This window comes from Allorhizobium sonneratiae (assembly GCF_023700755.1).
Classification (GTDB): domain Bacteria; phylum Pseudomonadota; class Alphaproteobacteria; order Rhizobiales; family Rhizobiaceae; genus Allorhizobium; species Allorhizobium sonneratiae.
Genome location: NZ_JAMKOJ010000002.1, coordinates 406,567 through 422,064, shown reverse-complemented (window position 1 = coordinate 422,064; position 15,498 = coordinate 406,567). Strand labels below are relative to the sequence as shown.

The following is a 15,498-nucleotide window of genomic DNA, read 5'->3' as shown; positions in this document are numbered from 1 at the left end:
GGTGAAGCGCTGTTCAAGAGGCTTTTGCTTGCTTCGGTGAATAACAGCCAAAATTGCCTTCGCGTTGGAAGAGCCTATGGTCTGATGCGCGGCGAGAAAGACAAGGGGGTGAAAAGCGCTCCACTCAGTCTCTTTCTCCCTTTACAGCGCCGTGCGTCAAATATGGCGCACAAAGGTCGCTGTAACGCTTTTAATCTGCTGCATAATTTTCTCCTTAAACCGATTCCGATTTAAGGAATTATGCAGTAAGGTGACTGTGATTTAGGCTTATCACGGCAGGTGGCATGCGCGCTTACAATCCCATCCTCAATACGGATAGCTACAAGCTTGGCCAATTCCTGCAATATCCGCCGCAAACGCAGAAGGTGAGCGGCACGATCGTCACGCGTGACACATCAATGCGACCGGAAATCGTGTTTTTCGGCTTGCAGATGTTTCTGAAGGCTTTTCTGAGCGAGCCGGTGACGCAGGACCATATCGACGAGGCTGAGGAACTGGCCGATCTGCATGGTCAGCCCTTCGACCGGGCAGGCTGGGAACATATCGTTGCCGCCCATGGCGGGCTGTTTCCCCTGCGCATCGAAGCGCTGCCGGAAGGCTCCTTCATACATCGCGGCGTGCCGATGGTGCAGATCGTCAATACCGATCCCGCCTGTTATTGGCTGCCGGCCTATCTGGAAACGGCCTTGCTCAGGGCTGTCTGGTATCCGACGACGGTGGCAAGCCACCTGCGGCATGTCAAACAGACCCTGCTGCCGTTTTTAAAGGCCACCTGCGATGATCCGGAAACGGTGTTGCCGACGCGGCTTGCAGAATATGGCGCGCGCGGCGCAACCAGTCTGGAGCAGGCGGCCCTTGGCGGCGTGGCGAGCCTCCTTCATTTCGACAATTCCGATACGCTGGAAGCGCTGAGCTATGCCCGCCGCTATTACGGCGCCTCCATGGCTGGATTTTCCTTTCCGGCCAATGATTACACCACCGTCACCGCCTGGTCGCAGGACAATGAGGAAGAGGCCTATGGCCGCATGATCGACCAGTTCGGCGATTATCAGGCCATCTCGGTTGTGTCCGACAGTTACGATCTCGATCAGGCGATTGCGACGCTTTGGGCTGGTAGCCTCAGGGAAAGACTGCGTTCAATGCCGGCTCTACTCGTTCTGAGGGCTGATAGTGGCGATCCGATCGACCGCCCGGTGCAGGCGGTGGCGCAACTGGCTTATCATTTCGGCACCCGCCTCAATGGCAAGGGTTTCAAGGTTCTGGACGACAAGGTGCGGGTGCTGCAGGCCGACGGCGTGTCGCTGCGCGATATGACGATGATCCTCGGACGGCTGGAGGGCATGGGCTTTTCTGCCGAAAACATTGCTTTCGGCATTGGTGCCTCACAGGTGCACAAGGTCAGCCGCTCCACCTATGGCTTCACCATGAAATTCGGTGCGATTCAGGGGGAGGATGGGCGCTGGCGGGACATGTCGCGCCGTCCCGTATTGATGCAGGAACGTCTGCCTGAACCGGGCTTGCGCGCCGTGGTGGCCGAGGGTGAGGAATTGATGCCGGCCCGGCTGGATGAGCTCGGCGGCCGGAAAAATCATCTCGTTCCCGTGTGGGAAAATGGCCGCCTGCTGGTGGACTGGAGTTTTGACGAGATCCGTGCGCGTGCCCGTGCGCCGCACCGGCTGGATGTCTGATCAGGCATCGACGGCAAGAAACATCCGGTAAAGACCATTATCGTCGGCATTGAAGGTTGAGACGGGGCTCGCACCCGATGTATCCTGCCGGTCAGCGGGCATGGCATCGAGCCATGTCGCGGGAGGATGGGTTTCTTCTTCCTGTTGCGGCAACTCCGCTTGGTCTTCTTGCGCTGCGGCGATCATCTCCGCATCCAGTGGGGGTGGCGTTTCGGTTTGCCGTTCTCCCCGCGCTGTTGCAAACAGCAGGCCGAAGGATTGGCTGTCTTCGTGCGCGGCTCCGAGACGCAATGTGCGCTCCGGTCCGGAAAACGATGACGCCGTGTCAGTGATACGCACCGCAGAATCCATCATGATCACATCGTTTATGCGACGGCAGGGTCATTCCTGCCCGCTGTTCCTGTCTGTCGGGGAGGCCAGATTCGGGTTTCGAACGCGCAAGAAATCACCCCTACAGGTGAGGTTGCGCGTCGTTCCGTTTTCGTGGTCTTTCCTCCCTGGGTGTCATCACCCGGTCATCGGGTGATCCCGATGAAAGACAGAGGGACCCTATCGGCAAAAATTTAAGAAAATCCTGCCGAAACCGTTTCTTTAGCTGTGGGCGAAAATATCGGTTTCCTCCCAACCGAGAAGGTCGAGCTTGGCGCGTGTGGGCAGGAAGGTGAAACAGGCCTTGGCATGGTCCATGCGACCGTCGCGCAGCAGCCGTTCGGTCAGTTTGTCGCGCAGTGCGTGCAGGTAAAGAACATCCGAAGCGGCATATTCGAGCTGGGCCTGGGAAAGCTTGGCTGCCGCCCAGTCGGAAGATTGCTGCGCCTTGGAAATATCCACTTCCAGCATTTCCTTCAGATTGTCCTTGAGACCGTGGCGGTCGGTATAGGTGCGCGTCAGGCGTGAGGCAATCTTGGTGCAGAAGACCGGCGTGGTGGTGACGCCGAAGGTGTGAAACAAGACGGCAATGTCGAAACGGCCGAAATGGAAGATTTTTTCACGGCCCGGATCGGCCAGCATGGCGGTCAGATTGGGGGCCTGCGTCTGGCCGGCGGCAATGCGGATGACATCGGCCGTGCCGTCACCGGGTGAAAGCTGAACCACGCAGAGACGGTCACGGCGGGGAACCAGCCCGAGCGTTTCGGTGTCGATGGCAATGGCGCCGGTATAGCGGGCCGCATCCTCTGCAGCGATATCGCCTTCATGGTAACGAATGGGGGAAGTCATGCCAGTCTCCGCTCAACTCAATCGGTGGGAACGGGTCAGGCTATAAAGCATCGGACCGAAAAGTGGAAACCGGTTTTCGGGTTATTCCGATGCGCAACCAAAGACGATCATCGGACCGAAAAGTGGAAACCGGTTTCGTTCTTCTCTACTGTTTCGGCTGGCTGACCGGGCCTTGCTCCGTCAATTCCGTGTAGGCCAGCGTCTGGTCCAGATGTTCGGCGCGCAGGGTGAGGAGCTTTTCCGCATAGGCAAGACGCACGGACAGATAGGCCGGATCGTCTGCGACATTGGTCAATTCGCCGGGATCTTTGCCAAGATCGAAGAGAAGTGGCGGCAGGCCTGCCATATGGACATATTTGAAAGCCGCATCACGCAGGACGGCCAGATTGCACTGGCGGGAGGCAAGGCCCAGCGCCTGTTCCGGCTTGTTGGTGACGACATCGCGGAAATCGAACTCGAAAAAGGCGTGGTCGCGCCAATGTGCCGGTGTCTTGTTCTCTACGAAAGGCAGAAGCGAGCGGCCATCCTGATGGTTGAGCGGAGAAATGCCCATGCGTTCGGTAAGCGTCGGCATGACATCGGCGGCACTGGTAAAGGCATCAACCCTGCCGCCGCCTGCGATGGCCGGATCGCGAATGACGAGAGGAATGTGGTAGCTGCCGTCATAGACGCCGCCTTTGCCCATCATCCAGTGGTCGCCCATCATTTCCGCATGGTCGGAGGTGAAGACGATCACGGTTCTGTCCCAGTCGCCGCTGTGTTTGAGCGCGGCGACAATCCGTCCGAACTGGGCGTCCACTTCGGCGATCATGCCGTAATAGATCGAACGGATGGTGTCGATCTCCTCGGGCGACCAGTCCACGACACGACCCTTGGCGCCGTAGAGGAAGGAGGATTGCGGGATGGTGGGCAGGAGCAGGGCGGCCAGCGGGTGCACGGCCATTTCCTCGGCCAGCGTTGCATGACGGACTGGCCGCGGTGCGGTGCTGGCATCAAACATTCGATTGTATGGTTCAGGAACGCAGAAGGGCGGATGCGGGCGCAGAAAAGAGATATGGGCAAACCAGGGTACAGTCTGTTCTTCCCGCCAGGAGAGAAAGGCGTCGGTCAGAAAGGCGGTGGGGGTTTCGTCGGCGTTATAGGCGGGGGCGTCGCGGTTGGGCTGCACGGGGCGGGCGGTGCCGGTCAGGTGCAGGTTGCGATCCGGTCGGTCGCCGCCTCGCCGGTTTGCCAGCCAGCTCAGCCATTGTCGGTCGTCTTCCAGCAGCAATTGCCCAACGGTAAATCCCGGCAGAATGCCTTCATAGCTGGTCAGATGCGGATCATTGGCGTGGCGGCTGCGGGGGTCTGGCGCGACATCGGTATAGCCGAACAGGGTCGGATCATATCCCGCCCGCCGGGCAGCCAGCGCAATCGTATCCAGACGGGCATCCAGCGGCGATCCATTGCGGCAGACGCGATGGTTCATCTGATAAAGACCGGTATAGATCGATGCGCGCGCCGGGGCGCAAGGGGCGGCAGCGGCATAATGGCGGCTGAAGATCGTTCCGCTCGCGGCCAGCGCATCCACATGCGGTGTTTTCACAACCGGATGACCAAGGGCAGACAGGCAATCCCCACGCCATTGATCGGCAGTGATCAGCAGAATATTCGGCTTCAAGCAATATCTCCCATGCCGGAACAAGGTCTTAAAAGCGCCAGCAGGTCATCGGCTCTATCCCCGGCAGACATGAACGGCATGGGGCGAAGGCCACCCATGATCGCCATGCCCGCTCTTGCGCGCAAACCATCATAATGCTTTCTAGTCCTTGTGATGAAGACTGAAATTGGGACGAAGCAAAAAATGCGCTCGATTGTCGCTGACAAAGCTCTCCGTTTCAAAAGCGCGAAAAACAGGGTGTAACGGTTTGAATGGTCTGCTTGCCTTCTTGAACATCAGAAGGAATGAAGCAAGGAGCCATATCCAATGAGAGATAACCGGAAAAGACAGGAAGACAGAGATGAGCTTGCAATCCGTGCAGGATTATTTTGCCGCAAAGGCACCGGAGATCGACGTTATCGTTACCGAAGCGAGTTCTGCGACCGTTGATATGGCGGCAGAAGCGCACGGGGTGGAGCCGGACCGGATCGCCAAAACACTCTGCCTGCGGGTGGGAGATGAGGTCATTCTGGTGGTGGCGGCGGGGAAAAGCCGCCTCGACAACAAAAAATTCCGCGCTCATTTCGGAACAAAGCCGAAAATGCTCGATCATCACGAGGTCGAGACGATCACCGGACACCCCGTGGGTGGCGTGTGTCCTTTCGGGTTGGCAAACCCCTTGACCGTCTATTGCGATCTGTCGATCAAGGCGCATACCACGGTTTATCCGGCGGCTGGCGCGACCAATTCCGCTGTCGAGATCGCTCCGGAGAGACTGGTGGACCTGACAGGTGCCCGTTGGGCCGATCTTTGCCAGTAAAGACAGGATAAGTCTTGTTCTCACGCGAAAAAGCGCCCCCTATGACACAAGGGGCGCATGAAGGGCGATCGCCTGCCGGACGCGATATTGGCCCGCAAAGGTTCCTGTTTCTCTAGGGAAGGCAGGTCAATACCAGCGCCGACGGGTATCCTGCTGACTGGCGAGGAGGTAGCCGACGAGACCGCCGATCAGAGCAATGCCAAGAAGAGCTGATGAGGTGGCGGTTGGATGTTCACGCACCAGCCCGGCGACGGAGGAGGCCTCATCCCGTGCCTGACGGGCAACGTCTTCGGCCCGGCGGGCAGCAGAGTGCAGGGCGGAACTGGTTGTCTCCTTGACCTGTCCGGCAAAGGAATGGCCCTGGCTGGAAAGCCCGTTCCTCAATTCGGCGATCTGGCGCTGAAGCTCCTGCATATCTGCCTGAATACGGTTTGTATCGACCATGGGGGAAACTCCTTGATGTTTGCGGTTCCCCTCATAAACGGTTGATGGCGCGACTGGTTCCCGTCGATCAATGCCGGAAGTGCAGGCGTGGTCAACCTACCGTGATAAAACCTGCGTTATTGGCGCGAGAGGATCATGCGCTTTGACGTGCGGGGTGAATCCGGGTCTGGGGCTGGAGATTGGCCACGTATTTGCCGTGCAAAGATGGTTTTTACCGATTCATGCCGTAAAACCAGCACATTGGCGGTGCAATCCCTTGAACGGATATCGGGCTGTTTTGGGGAAATATCCTGAATGATCAGAAAAACCGGCGCGACAGAGCGCGCATTCCCACGGATTTTCGGTGTCATGGAAAAGTCTTTCCTCCAACATCAGGACGTTATAAGCAGAGGGGATCGGTTGATACCAGAGATCATGCGGCAGAGAGAATGGGCATGTCCCATGCAGCCGGCCCGATATGTCTTGGATGACTTTTATGTCTTGGATGATCTTTGGTATCGATGGAGGACTGCCGCTGTGGTGCTTCGGCTCCGGATTTTGATATCCGCTGGGCTGGTGGCGCAAAGGCTGAGGCCCGATTGAATGAGACCATTTTAGAAAAGACCCATTGACGATGTTTAACAGGCACAGGAATTGCCGGAGGTTGGCCAGCAGGCAATGGCAGGCATGAAAAGAAACCGTATCGAGCCGACCTTGGGCGATGACAAGCCCGAACAGGATGAAGACGAGATCCGGATCGACAGGAACGACCGCGTGTCGACCAGAGGAAAACTGGCGAAACGACGTATCGAGTCCTTTGACGAGGACGAGGACGACGATGAGGACGAGCCGCCGCGTCGTCGGCGTCGGCGTGCGGTGAAGCGCCGCTCCTCCGGTGGTGTGATCGGCCTTTTCAGGCGTTTTGTTTATTGGTGTCTGGTCATGGGCCTGTGGGGGGCTATTGCGGGCGGTGGTCTTGTTGCCTATTTTGCCGCCCAGATGCCAAGCGCCAGTACATGGACCGTCCCGGCGCGCGCCCCCAATATCAAGATCGTCGATGCCGATGGCTCGCTGATTGCCAATCGCGGCGCAACCGGCGGCGAGGCATTATCGATCGATGAAATGTCGCCTTATCTGCCCGAGGCCATCGTCGCCATCGAGGACAGGCGTTTTTATCATCATTTCGGCGTGGATTTCATCGGCGTCGGTCGTGCCTTCGTGACCAATATCATTGAAGGTCACAAGGCGCAGGGCGCATCCACTATCACCCAGCAGCTGGCGCGTAATCTGTTTCTGTCGCCAAAGAAAACCTTCGAGCGCAAGGTTCAGGAGGTTCTGCTGGCGCTGTGGCTGGAGCATAAATACACCAAGGACCAGATTCTCGCCATGTATCTGAACCGGGTCTATTTCGGTGACGGTGCCTATGGCGTGGAGGCGGCAGCAAGACATTATTTCAACAAGTCGGCCCGCGACGTCAATCTTGGTGAAGCAGCCCTTCTGGCCGGTCTCGTGCAGTCGCCGTCACGGCTGTCGCCAACAGTCAATCCGAAAGGGGCGGAAGACCGCGCCAAGGTTGTGCTGGGCGCCATGCGCGAACAGGGCTATATCACTGACAGCGACTTTAACCGCGCCATGAAACAGACCCCCGATCACGCCAAGCGGCAGACCGATGGGGCGGGTGAATATGTGGCCGACATGGTGATGGGTCAGTTGAAGGGCCTGATCGGCGACGTCAAGCAGGATATTGTCGTCACCACCACCATCGATCCGACCATGGAGAAAGAGGCGGAGGATGCCATCCGCACAACGATCGACAAGAACGGGACGAAATATCACGTGTCTCAGGGCGCACTTGTGTCCGTCGATGCTACGGGTGCTGTCAAGGCGCTGGTCGGCGGGCGCGATTATTCCACCAGCCAGTATAACCGCGCCGCAGTCGCGAAGCGACAGCCGGGGTCTTCCTTCAAGCCTTTCCTCTATGCCGCCGCCATGGAACAGGGTGATACGCCGGAAAGCATCCGCAATGACGCGCCAGTGAAGATTGGTAACTGGACGCCGGAAAATGACAACAAGAAATACAACGGCCCCGTGACGCTTGCCTATGCGCTGGCCAATTCTCTCAATACCATTGCCGCGCAATTGGTGATGGAGGTCGGCCCGGACAGGGTGGTGAAGATGGCGCATCGTATGGGTATCGATTCCGATATCCAGCCGAATGCCTCGATTGCGCTCGGTACATCGGAAGTCACGCTGATGGAGTTGACCTCGGCCTATGCGCCCTTCATGAATGGCGGCTACAAGGCGACGCCGCATTTCATCAGCCAGATCACCGATACCAGTGGCAAGGTGTTGTACAAGGCTGATTTCAGTGATCCGCCCCGTGTTCTCTCCCCCGAGGTCGTCAGTGAAATGACCCGGATGATGGAAGGTGTGATCACTTCGGGCACCGGCAAGGCGGCACGATTGAAAGACTGGCAGGCCGCGGGCAAGACTGGCACGACGCAATCCATGCGCGATGCGCTGTTTATAGGCTTTACCGGCACGTTGACGACCGGTGTCTGGTTCGGCAATGACGACAATTCGCCTATGAAGAATGTCTTTGGCGGTACACTGCCTGCCCGCACCTGGAAAGATTTCATGACCGCGGCGCTGAAGGGGACGACGCCTGTGCCGCTCATCGGCGACCCGCATGCCGGTCAAGGCAGCGATGGTTCTCTGACGTCGATGATCGAGCGGGTACTGAAGGGGTCAGACAGCAACGGCCAAGCCGACGACAATGCCTATCCGCCTGCACCGCCGCCGCCGGGTGTGCCGATGGGGCAAGCAGAGCCGGTGCAGGGGGCAGTGAATCAAGGTAATGGCAATACTGCACTGCCGGGCGTTCCGACGCAGCCGGGTGCGGTTCTTGCCCCGGGCGGCGAAGCGGCAGTCCCTCAGGGGCAATATCCGCAGGGCCAAGGTCAACAGGGTCAAGCTCAACAGCTCCAGGGTCAGCAGGGGCAGTATCCGCAGGGAAATGGTCCGCAGCAGGGCCCTTATAATGCAGCTCCGTCTCCAAATGCGCCGCCTGCCGGCGATGGTTTCACGCCGCCTGCCGATATCGGTCAGCAGGGCAATCCACCCCCACAGGGCGGCAACAAAACCACGCTCCTCGATATTATCATGGGACGATGAGCGAAAGGCATGGAACAAGCGGCGTCCACCAAGTGGCGCCGCTTGAAAAAATGCCCCGGGTTTGCGAGGTTCCGATGAATTTGGTGCCTTGCAGTCGCAAATACCGGTTCTTATATACGCGACATAAAGCAGCGTTGCTGCGCAATCGAGTAGATCATCCACGTCGAGGGGCTGTCACTGGAATGCCTTTTGGGGTTTCGACGGCCTGCTTCAAGGAGAGAATAAAATGGCAAAAGTAATCGGTATCGACCTTGGAACGACCAATTCCTGCGTTGCCGTCATGGACGGCAAGGATGCGAAGGTCATTGAAAATTCCGAGGGTGCACGCACCACCCCCTCCATGGTGGGTTTTTCGGAAGATGGTGAGCGTCTTGTCGGTCAGCCAGCCAAGCGCCAGGCCGTCACCAACCCGACCAACACGCTGTTTGCGGTCAAGCGCCTGATCGGGCGCCGCTTCGACGATCCGACCGTCGAAAAGGACAAGGGTCTTGTGCCTTATAACATCGTCAAGGGTGATAATGGCGATGCCTGGGTTGAAGCGAGCGGCAAGAACTACTCTCCGTCGCAGATTTCCGCCATGGTCCTGCAGAAGATGAAGGAAACCGCGGAAGCCTATCTCGGTGAGAAGGTCGACAAGGCCGTCATCACCGTTCCGGCTTACTTCAACGATGCCCAGCGTCAGGCCACCAAGGATGCCGGTCGCATTGCCGGTCTTGAAGTTCTGCGTATCATCAACGAGCCGACCGCTGCCGCGCTCGCCTACGGTCTCGACAAGCGTGATGGCAAGACCATTGCGGTTTACGATCTTGGTGGCGGTACCTTCGATATCTCCATCCTCGAAATCGGAGATGGTGTGTTTGAAGTCAAATCCACCAATGGCGATACCTTCCTTGGTGGTGAAGACTTCGACATGCGTCTGGTCGAATATCTCGCGGCTGAGTTCAAGAAGGACAACGGCATCGAGCTGAAGAACGACAAGCTTGCCCTGCAGCGCTTGAAGGAAGCCGCTGAAAAGGCGAAGATCGAGCTGTCCTCCTCGCAGCAGACGGAAATCAACCTGCCCTTCATCACCGCCGATGCCTCGGGTCCGAAGCACCTGACGATGAAGCTCACTCGCGCCAAGTTTGAAAGCCTGGTGGATGATCTGGTGCAGCGCACCGTCGCGCCTTGCAAGGCCGCGCTTAAGGATGCCGGCGTTTCCGCTTCAGAGATCGATGAAGTCGTTCTGGTCGGTGGCATGAGCCGCATGCCGAAGGTGCAGGAAATCGTCAAGCAGTTGTTCGGCAAGGAGCCGCACAAGGGTGTCAACCCGGATGAAGTGGTGGCCATGGGCGCGGCCATTCAGGCCGGCGTGTTGCAGGGCGACGTCAAGGACGTTCTCCTGCTCGACGTGACGCCGTTGTCTCTCGGCATCGAAACACTGGGCGGCGTCTTCACCCGTCTGATCGATCGCAACACGACGATCCCGACGAAGAAGAGCCAGGTCTTCTCCACCGCCGAAGACAACCAGCAGGCCGTGACCATCCGTGTATCGCAGGGTGAGCGCGAAATGGCAGCAGACAACAAGCTGCTCGGCCAGTTCGACCTCGTCGGTCTGCCGCCTGCTCCCCGTGGTGTGCCGCAGATCGAAGTCACCTTCGATATCGATGCCAATGGTATCGTGCAGGTTTCGGCCAAGGATAAGGGCACCGGCAAGGAACAGCAGATCCGCATTCAGGCCTCTGGTGGTCTCTCTGATGCCGACATCGAAAAGATGGTCAAGGATGCCGAAGCCAATGCAGAAGCCGACAAGAAGCGTCGTGCTGCGGTTGAAGCCAAGAACCATGCCGAAAGCCTGATCCACTCGACGGAAAAGTCGCTGAAGGATTATGGTGACAAGGTGTCTGAGGCCGACAAGAAAGCCATTGAGGATGCCTTGGCATCTCTCAAGACCGCTGTTGAAGCCTCCGAGCCGGATGCCGACGACATTCAGGCCAAGACGCAGACGCTGATGGATGTGTCGATGAAGCTCGGTCAGGCTATCTATGAGTCCCAGCAGGCCGAAGGCGGCGCTGAGGGGGCCCAGCATGATGGCAAGGACGATAATGTCGTCGATGCTGATTATGAAGAGGTGAAGGACGACAACGCGAAGAAGTCGGCTTGATGCGGATTTCCAAGCGATCGAACCGTTCCGGTTGGCTGGCCTTCGGGCCAGCCGCACTTGCTTTGACAGTAGGGGTTGCGGCTCATGCATCCCAGACTGTAGAAGTGTATAACAAGGTCAGCGCTGCTGAAGCGGCGATGCTCCAGGCGATTTCCCGCCACGATACGGGCTTGCTGCGTAAGACCATTGCCGGTCTCGGGCCGCTGATTGATGATGCATTGAAGCGAAAAAAAGCCGGTGGTCCGGTGTCGTCCTGCGATATGGCGGCTCACTCCCTGGGGTTTGCTGGCGTCAATCTTTCGGAAGCCATTACCCAGCGCGGACGCGAGCGGCAGGCGCTGATTGATGACGCAAGACGTGCGGCTCAGGATTTCAACAGGGACATGACAGCCTGCGATGCGCAGGCCGGCCGCAAGGCGGGCAACCACACAGGCGTGGAAAAGGCTTTGAGAGCTCTGTAAAACCATGGCAAAAGCAGATTTCTACGAGACCCTTGGCGTCTCCAGAACCGCAGACGAAAAAGAACTGAAAAGCGCCTTCCGCAAGCTGGCGATGAAATACCATCCCGACAAGAATCCGGGCGATGCGGAATCCGAGAAAAAGTTCAAAGAGATCAACGAGGCCTATGAAACACTGAAGGATCCGCAAAAGCGGGCCGCCTATGACCGCTTCGGTCATGCAGCCTTCGAGCAAGGCGGCATGGGCGGCGGTGGTATGGGCGGTGGCGGTTTTGCCGGCGGTGGTTTCTCCGACATCTTCGAGGATATTTTCGGCGAAATGATGGGGGGTGGCCGCGGTGGTGCCCGCTCCCGCTCCAGCGGCGGTCGTGAACGCGGTGCCGACCTGCGCTACAATATGGAGATATCGCTGGAGGAGGCCTTTACCGGCAAGACCGCACAGATCCGGGTGCCAACCTCAATCACCTGCGATGTCTGCTCCGGTTCCGGCGCCAAGCCCGGTACAAAGCCGACCACCTGCTCCACCTGTCAGGGATCGGGCCGCGTGCGCGCCGCTCAGGGTTTCTTCTCGATCGAACGCACCTGCCCGACCTGTCATGGGCGTGGTCAGACGATCAGCGATCCTTGCGGCAAGTGCCACGGTCAGGGCCGTGTGACGGAAGAGCGGCAATTGTCTGTGTCCATTCCGGCTGGCATTGAAGACGGCACCCGCATCCGCCTGCAAGGCGAGGGCGAGGCCGGTCTGCGCGGCGGTCCGGCAGGCGATCTCTATATCTTCCTCTCGGTCAAGCCGCACCAGTTCTTCCAGCGGGAAGCCGCGGATCTTTATTGCTCCGTGCCGATCTCGATGACCACGGCAGCGCTGGGCGGTACCTTCGATGTGACCACTCTCGACGGCACGAAATCGCGCGTGACGGTGCCGGAAGGCACCCAATCGGGCAAACAGTTCCGCCTGAAGGGGAAGGGCATGCCGGTGTTGCGCTCGGCCCAGACGGGTGATCTCTATATCCAGATCCAGATCGAAACCCCGCAAAAGCTGACCAAGCGCCAGCGTGAGCTGTTGCAGGAGTTCGAACAGATCTCGTCGAAGGAAAACAATCCCGAATCCACCGGCTTCTTCGCCCGGATGAAGGAATTCTTCGAAGGCTGATTATAGACAAACCCGGCAGAGATGCCGGGTTGAATTTTGACAGAGTTTTTCAGTTTGTTGACGTCATGCTCGGCCTTGAGCCGAGCATCTAATTCCGCTGGTTATTCGTCCATAAGGTAGATTGCTTTATTCAGCCACGGCAGATCCTCGGGACAAGCCCGAGGATGACGAATTGTCGTGACGAAAATCCATCAATAAGCCGCGCTTGTAGAGATGCCAGGTTTTTACAGCGCAGGGCGCCAAATATGGCGCACAAAGGTCGCTGTAAAACTTTTAATCTGCGGCATAATCCCTCTCACCCGCCATCAATAATGCGGCGGTTTCGTCACCGGGATGGCCTCGCGCGAACGCTCTTCCATGTCCAGAAAACGCTCGGTCAACCGCTCGATCTTCAGCCGGCTCTCTTCGATCAATCGCCATTGCCGGGCAATTTCATCGGAAAGATCCTCAATCGTTCGGGCCTGATAGGCTACAGTTTCCTCCAGCCGGATCAGGCGGTCGTCATCGTTGGTCATGGGGTGGCTCCTGCCAATTTGACGAACTCAGATAAGTCTGCTCGTGCTATCATGGATAAAATGGCGACTCCTGCAGGATTCGAACCTGCGACCTAGTGCTTAGAAGGCACTTGCTCTATCCAACTGAGCTAAGGAGCCACAAAGCCCGCATAAAGGGCAATAAATAAGATGCCGCGAACATTCTCAATCGCGGCAGGGGTCACATAAACAGGAAGCTGTCAGACCTCAATGGGTCCAGGGCTGGTTACGCGTATATTTGAAATTGTCGGAATAGGACACGCTCTGGCGGCGCGGCTCTTTTGGCTGGATGACGCGATAATCGATACCGTAGCGCTTGGCGTAATCCTCAGCCAGTTCCTGGGTTTCGAAGGTCAGCTTGACCTGCTGCAGCATGTCGCCCGAAGTGGTGTAGCCCATCATCGGATCGATCTTGCGCGGTTCGGACGGATCGAATTCCAGCACCCAGATATGGGTCTTTGCCTTGCCGGACTGCATGGCCGTTTTGGCCGGACGATAAATCTTTGCAGACATGCCTTATTCCTCGTCATTGCGAAGATGATCACGGAACGCTTTCGCTGCCTGACAGGTTGCAGACCCGGCGAACCATTTTTCTGTTGAATGACCTGACTTGACCCTGGAGTCAAGGCGCTTGTCCACTGAGAGTGAACAAGCGCCCCGCTTCTTGTTACGAAACAATCTTCGCGTCGGTTGCGGCGCGCAGATCTTCCTCGCTCACATCCGGTGCCAGTTCGACGATCTTCAGCCCGCCCGGCACCACATCGAGAACGCCGAGATTGGTGACGATGCGATGCACGACGGCCTTGCCGGTCAGCGGCAGGGTGCATTCCTTCAACACCTTGGATTCGCCCGTCTTGCTGGTGTGATCCATGACCACGACGACACGACCGACGCCGGCAACGAGGTCCATCGCCCCGCCCATGCCTTTGACCAGTTTGCCCGGGATCATCCAGTTGGCGAGGTCGCCGGTTTCCGAGACTTCCATGGCGCCGAGAATGGCCATGGCGATTTTGCCGCCGCGGATCATGCCGAAGGAGGTGGCGCTGTCGAAATAGGCCGTCTGTGGCAGTTCGGTAATTGTCTGCTTGCCAGCGTTTATCAGGTCCGGGTCTTCTTCGCCCTCATAGGGAAAGGGGCCCATGCCGAGCATTCCGTTTTCCGATTGCAGCATCACATCGATGCCTTCGGGAATATAATTGGCGACCAGCGTTGGAATGCCGATGCCAAGATTGACATACCAGCCGTCCTGCAGCTCCTTTGCGGCGCGCGCGGCCATCTGATTGCGATCCCAAGACATGGTTCAGCCCTCCCGCTTGCGGACAGTCCGCTGCTCGATACGTTTTTCATGCGCGCCCTGCACCAGCCGATGCACGTAAATGCCCGGCAGATGGATGTGATCGGGGTCGAGACTGCCGAGCGGCACGATCTCCTCCACCTCGGCCACACAAATCTTGCCGCACATGGCCGCCGGAACGTTGAAATTGCGTGCCGTCTTGCGGAACACCAGATTGCCGCTCGGGTCGGCCTTCCATGCCTTAATGATCGCCAGATCGGCAACGATGCCACGTTCGAGGATATAGGTCTGGCCGTCGAAATCCTTGTGCTCCTTACCCTCGGCAATCACCGTGCCAACGCCGGTGCGGGTATAAAAGCCCGGAATGCCGGAGCCACCGGCGCGCATTCTCTCCGCCAGCGTTCCCTGCGGATTGAATTCCAGCTCCAGTTCACCCGACAGATATTGCCGCATGAATTCGGCATTTTCCCCGACATAGGAGGAGATCATCTTGCGGATCTGCCGCGTCTTCAGCAACACGCCGAGACCGAAATCGTCCACGCCGCAATTGTTTGAGGCGATGGTGAGGTCTTTCGTCCCCGCATCGCGAATGGCGGCAATCGACAGTTCAGGAATGCCGCAAAGGCCGAAACCGCCAGCGGCGACGAACATGCCGTCAAACAGCACGCCCTCCAGCGCCTCTGTTGCGGAAGCAAAGATTTTGTTCATCAGGTCACTCCAACCCTCTTTCGCCTCATGTCATGACAGGCCGCCCAGCAACAAGCGCCCGCCATCATCTCTTGACCGGGAACAGCATGTGAAAACCCGCATGGCGGATTGGTACGGCCCGGTTCTTCCTCCATCATGCTGTCGTACAGGTCATGGCCCGGCACGGCAGCTGATGAGCAAACTGAACCATCGGAATGAAAAAGAAAAGGCCTCTGCTGATGCTTCTGCCGCTCAATTTTGCGATGCAATA

14 protein-coding genes and 1 tRNA gene are annotated in these 15,498 nt (G+C 58.0%); 6 read left to right on the top strand and 9 right to left on the bottom strand.

Translation table 11 applies throughout. From position 1 onward, the window contains the following. The first annotated feature begins 284 nt into the window (after positions 1-284). A complete protein-coding gene (locus tag NAC44_RS04945; RefSeq protein WP_250938426.1) occupies positions 285-1,688 on the top strand; it encodes a nicotinate phosphoribosyltransferase in 1,404 nt (467 codons plus the stop codon). Here NAC44_RS04945 and NAC44_RS04940 read toward each other — a convergent pair whose 3' ends face one another. From NAC44_RS04940 to NAC44_RS04930, 3 genes are all read right to left on the bottom strand, one after another. Next, positions 1,689-2,042, bottom strand: coding sequence for a hypothetical protein (locus NAC44_RS04940; RefSeq protein WP_250938424.1), 354 nt, complete (start codon positions 2,040-2,042; stop codon positions 1,689-1,691). It lies immediately after the preceding gene. 237 nt (positions 2,043-2,279) lie between these two features. Continuing rightward, entirely contained in the window at positions 2,280-2,906 is a 627-nt protein-coding gene (locus NAC44_RS04935; protein ID WP_250938421.1) for a ribonuclease D, read from the bottom strand. A gap of 145 nt (positions 2,907-3,051) precedes the next feature. After that, positions 3,052-4,566 (bottom strand): alkaline phosphatase family protein, encoded by a 1,515-nt coding sequence (locus tag NAC44_RS04930; protein ID WP_250938419.1) that lies wholly within the window; start codon positions 4,564-4,566, stop codon positions 3,052-3,054. A 340-nt stretch (positions 4,567-4,906) separates the two neighbouring features. Between NAC44_RS04930 and NAC44_RS04925 the strand changes: the two genes are divergently transcribed. Continuing rightward, positions 4,907-5,365, top strand: coding sequence for a YbaK/EbsC family protein (locus NAC44_RS04925; protein WP_250938417.1), 459 nt, complete (start codon positions 4,907-4,909; stop codon positions 5,363-5,365). A gap of 126 nt (positions 5,366-5,491) precedes the next feature. Here NAC44_RS04925 and NAC44_RS04920 read toward each other — a convergent pair whose 3' ends face one another. After that, positions 5,492-5,809: a hypothetical protein gene (locus NAC44_RS04920; RefSeq protein ID WP_250938416.1), complete on the bottom strand. Its 318-nt coding sequence runs from the start codon at positions 5,807-5,809 to the stop codon at positions 5,492-5,494. Between the two features lie 657 nt (positions 5,810-6,466). Here NAC44_RS04920 and NAC44_RS04915 point away from each other — a divergent pair. From NAC44_RS04915 to dnaJ, 4 genes are all read left to right on the top strand, one after another. Continuing rightward, positions 6,467-8,962, top strand: coding sequence for a transglycosylase domain-containing protein (locus NAC44_RS04915; RefSeq protein ID WP_250938414.1), 2,496 nt, complete (start codon positions 6,467-6,469; stop codon positions 8,960-8,962). A gap of 226 nt (positions 8,963-9,188) precedes the next feature. Beyond that, positions 9,189-11,105, top strand: a complete 1,917-nt coding sequence (gene dnaK, locus NAC44_RS04910; protein ID WP_250938412.1) for a molecular chaperone DnaK — start codon at positions 9,189-9,191, stop codon at positions 11,103-11,105. Continuing rightward, positions 11,105-11,566: a hypothetical protein gene (locus tag NAC44_RS04905; RefSeq protein ID WP_250938410.1), complete on the top strand. Its 462-nt coding sequence runs from the start codon at positions 11,105-11,107 to the stop codon at positions 11,564-11,566. The genes dnaK and NAC44_RS04905 overlap by 1 nt, the downstream gene beginning before the upstream one ends. Positions 11,567-11,570: 4 nt before the next feature. Beyond that, positions 11,571-12,713 carry a molecular chaperone DnaJ gene (gene dnaJ / locus NAC44_RS04900; protein WP_250938409.1) on the top strand — a complete coding sequence of 381 codons (1,143 nt, stop codon included), beginning with the start codon at positions 11,571-11,573 and terminating at the stop codon, positions 12,711-12,713. A gap of 305 nt (positions 12,714-13,018) precedes the next feature. Here the strand turns inward: dnaJ and NAC44_RS04895 are convergent, their stop codons facing one another. The 5 genes from NAC44_RS04895 to NAC44_RS04875 form a co-directional block, all read right to left on the bottom strand. Continuing rightward, the gene (locus NAC44_RS04895; RefSeq protein WP_250938408.1) at positions 13,019-13,228 is read right to left on the bottom strand and encodes a SlyX family protein; all 210 of its coding nucleotides are present in this window, start codon (positions 13,226-13,228) and stop codon (positions 13,019-13,021) included. 61 nt (positions 13,229-13,289) lie between these two features. Continuing rightward, a tRNA-Arg gene (locus tag NAC44_RS04890) sits at positions 13,290-13,366 on the bottom strand. Positions 13,367-13,453: 87 nt separating this feature from the next. Continuing rightward, on the bottom strand, positions 13,454-13,759 hold the full coding sequence (locus NAC44_RS04885; protein WP_250938406.1) for an ETC complex I subunit: 306 nt from the start codon (positions 13,757-13,759) through the stop codon (positions 13,454-13,456). A 154-nt stretch (positions 13,760-13,913) separates the two neighbouring features. Then, positions 13,914-14,543 (bottom strand): CoA transferase subunit B, encoded by a 630-nt coding sequence (locus tag NAC44_RS04880; protein WP_250938404.1) that lies wholly within the window; start codon positions 14,541-14,543, stop codon positions 13,914-13,916. A gap of 3 nt (positions 14,544-14,546) precedes the next feature. Beyond that, positions 14,547-15,248: a CoA transferase subunit A gene (locus NAC44_RS04875; RefSeq protein ID WP_250938403.1), complete on the bottom strand. Its 702-nt coding sequence runs from the start codon at positions 15,246-15,248 to the stop codon at positions 14,547-14,549. Positions 15,249-15,498 lie beyond the last annotated feature (250 nt).

Excerpts from the sequence above, each read along its gene's own strand:
- NAC44_RS04940 (WP_250938424.1), bottom strand. The coding sequence starts at position 2,042 with ATGATGGATTCTGCGGTGCGTATCACTGACACGGCGTCATCGTTTTCC.
- NAC44_RS04885 (WP_250938406.1), bottom strand. The coding sequence starts at position 13,759 with ATGTCTGCAAAGATTTATCGTCCGGCCAAAACGGCCATGCAGTCCGGC.
- dnaJ (WP_250938409.1), top strand. The coding sequence starts at position 11,571 with ATGGCAAAAGCAGATTTCTACGAGACCCTTGGCGTCTCCAGAACCGCA.
- dnaK (WP_250938412.1), top strand. The coding sequence starts at position 9,189 with ATGGCAAAAGTAATCGGTATCGACCTTGGAACGACCAATTCCTGCGTT.
- NAC44_RS04920 (WP_250938416.1), bottom strand. The coding sequence starts at position 5,809 with ATGGTCGATACAAACCGTATTCAGGCAGATATGCAGGAGCTTCAGCGC.
- NAC44_RS04875 (WP_250938403.1), bottom strand. The coding sequence starts at position 15,248 with ATGAACAAAATCTTTGCTTCCGCAACAGAGGCGCTGGAGGGCGTGCTG.
- NAC44_RS04935 (WP_250938421.1), bottom strand. The coding sequence starts at position 2,906 with ATGACTTCCCCCATTCGTTACCATGAAGGCGATATCGCTGCAGAGGAT.
- NAC44_RS04915 (WP_250938414.1), top strand. The coding sequence starts at position 6,467 with ATGGCAGGCATGAAAAGAAACCGTATCGAGCCGACCTTGGGCGATGAC.
- NAC44_RS04880 (WP_250938404.1), bottom strand. The coding sequence starts at position 14,543 with ATGTCTTGGGATCGCAATCAGATGGCCGCGCGCGCCGCAAAGGAGCTG.
- NAC44_RS04905 (WP_250938410.1), top strand. The coding sequence starts at position 11,105 with ATGCGGATTTCCAAGCGATCGAACCGTTCCGGTTGGCTGGCCTTCGGG.
- NAC44_RS04925 (WP_250938417.1), top strand. The coding sequence starts at position 4,907 with ATGAGCTTGCAATCCGTGCAGGATTATTTTGCCGCAAAGGCACCGGAG.
- NAC44_RS04945 (WP_250938426.1), top strand. The coding sequence starts at position 285 with ATGCGCGCTTACAATCCCATCCTCAATACGGATAGCTACAAGCTTGGC.
- NAC44_RS04895 (WP_250938408.1), bottom strand. The coding sequence starts at position 13,228 with ATGACCAACGATGACGACCGCCTGATCCGGCTGGAGGAAACTGTAGCC.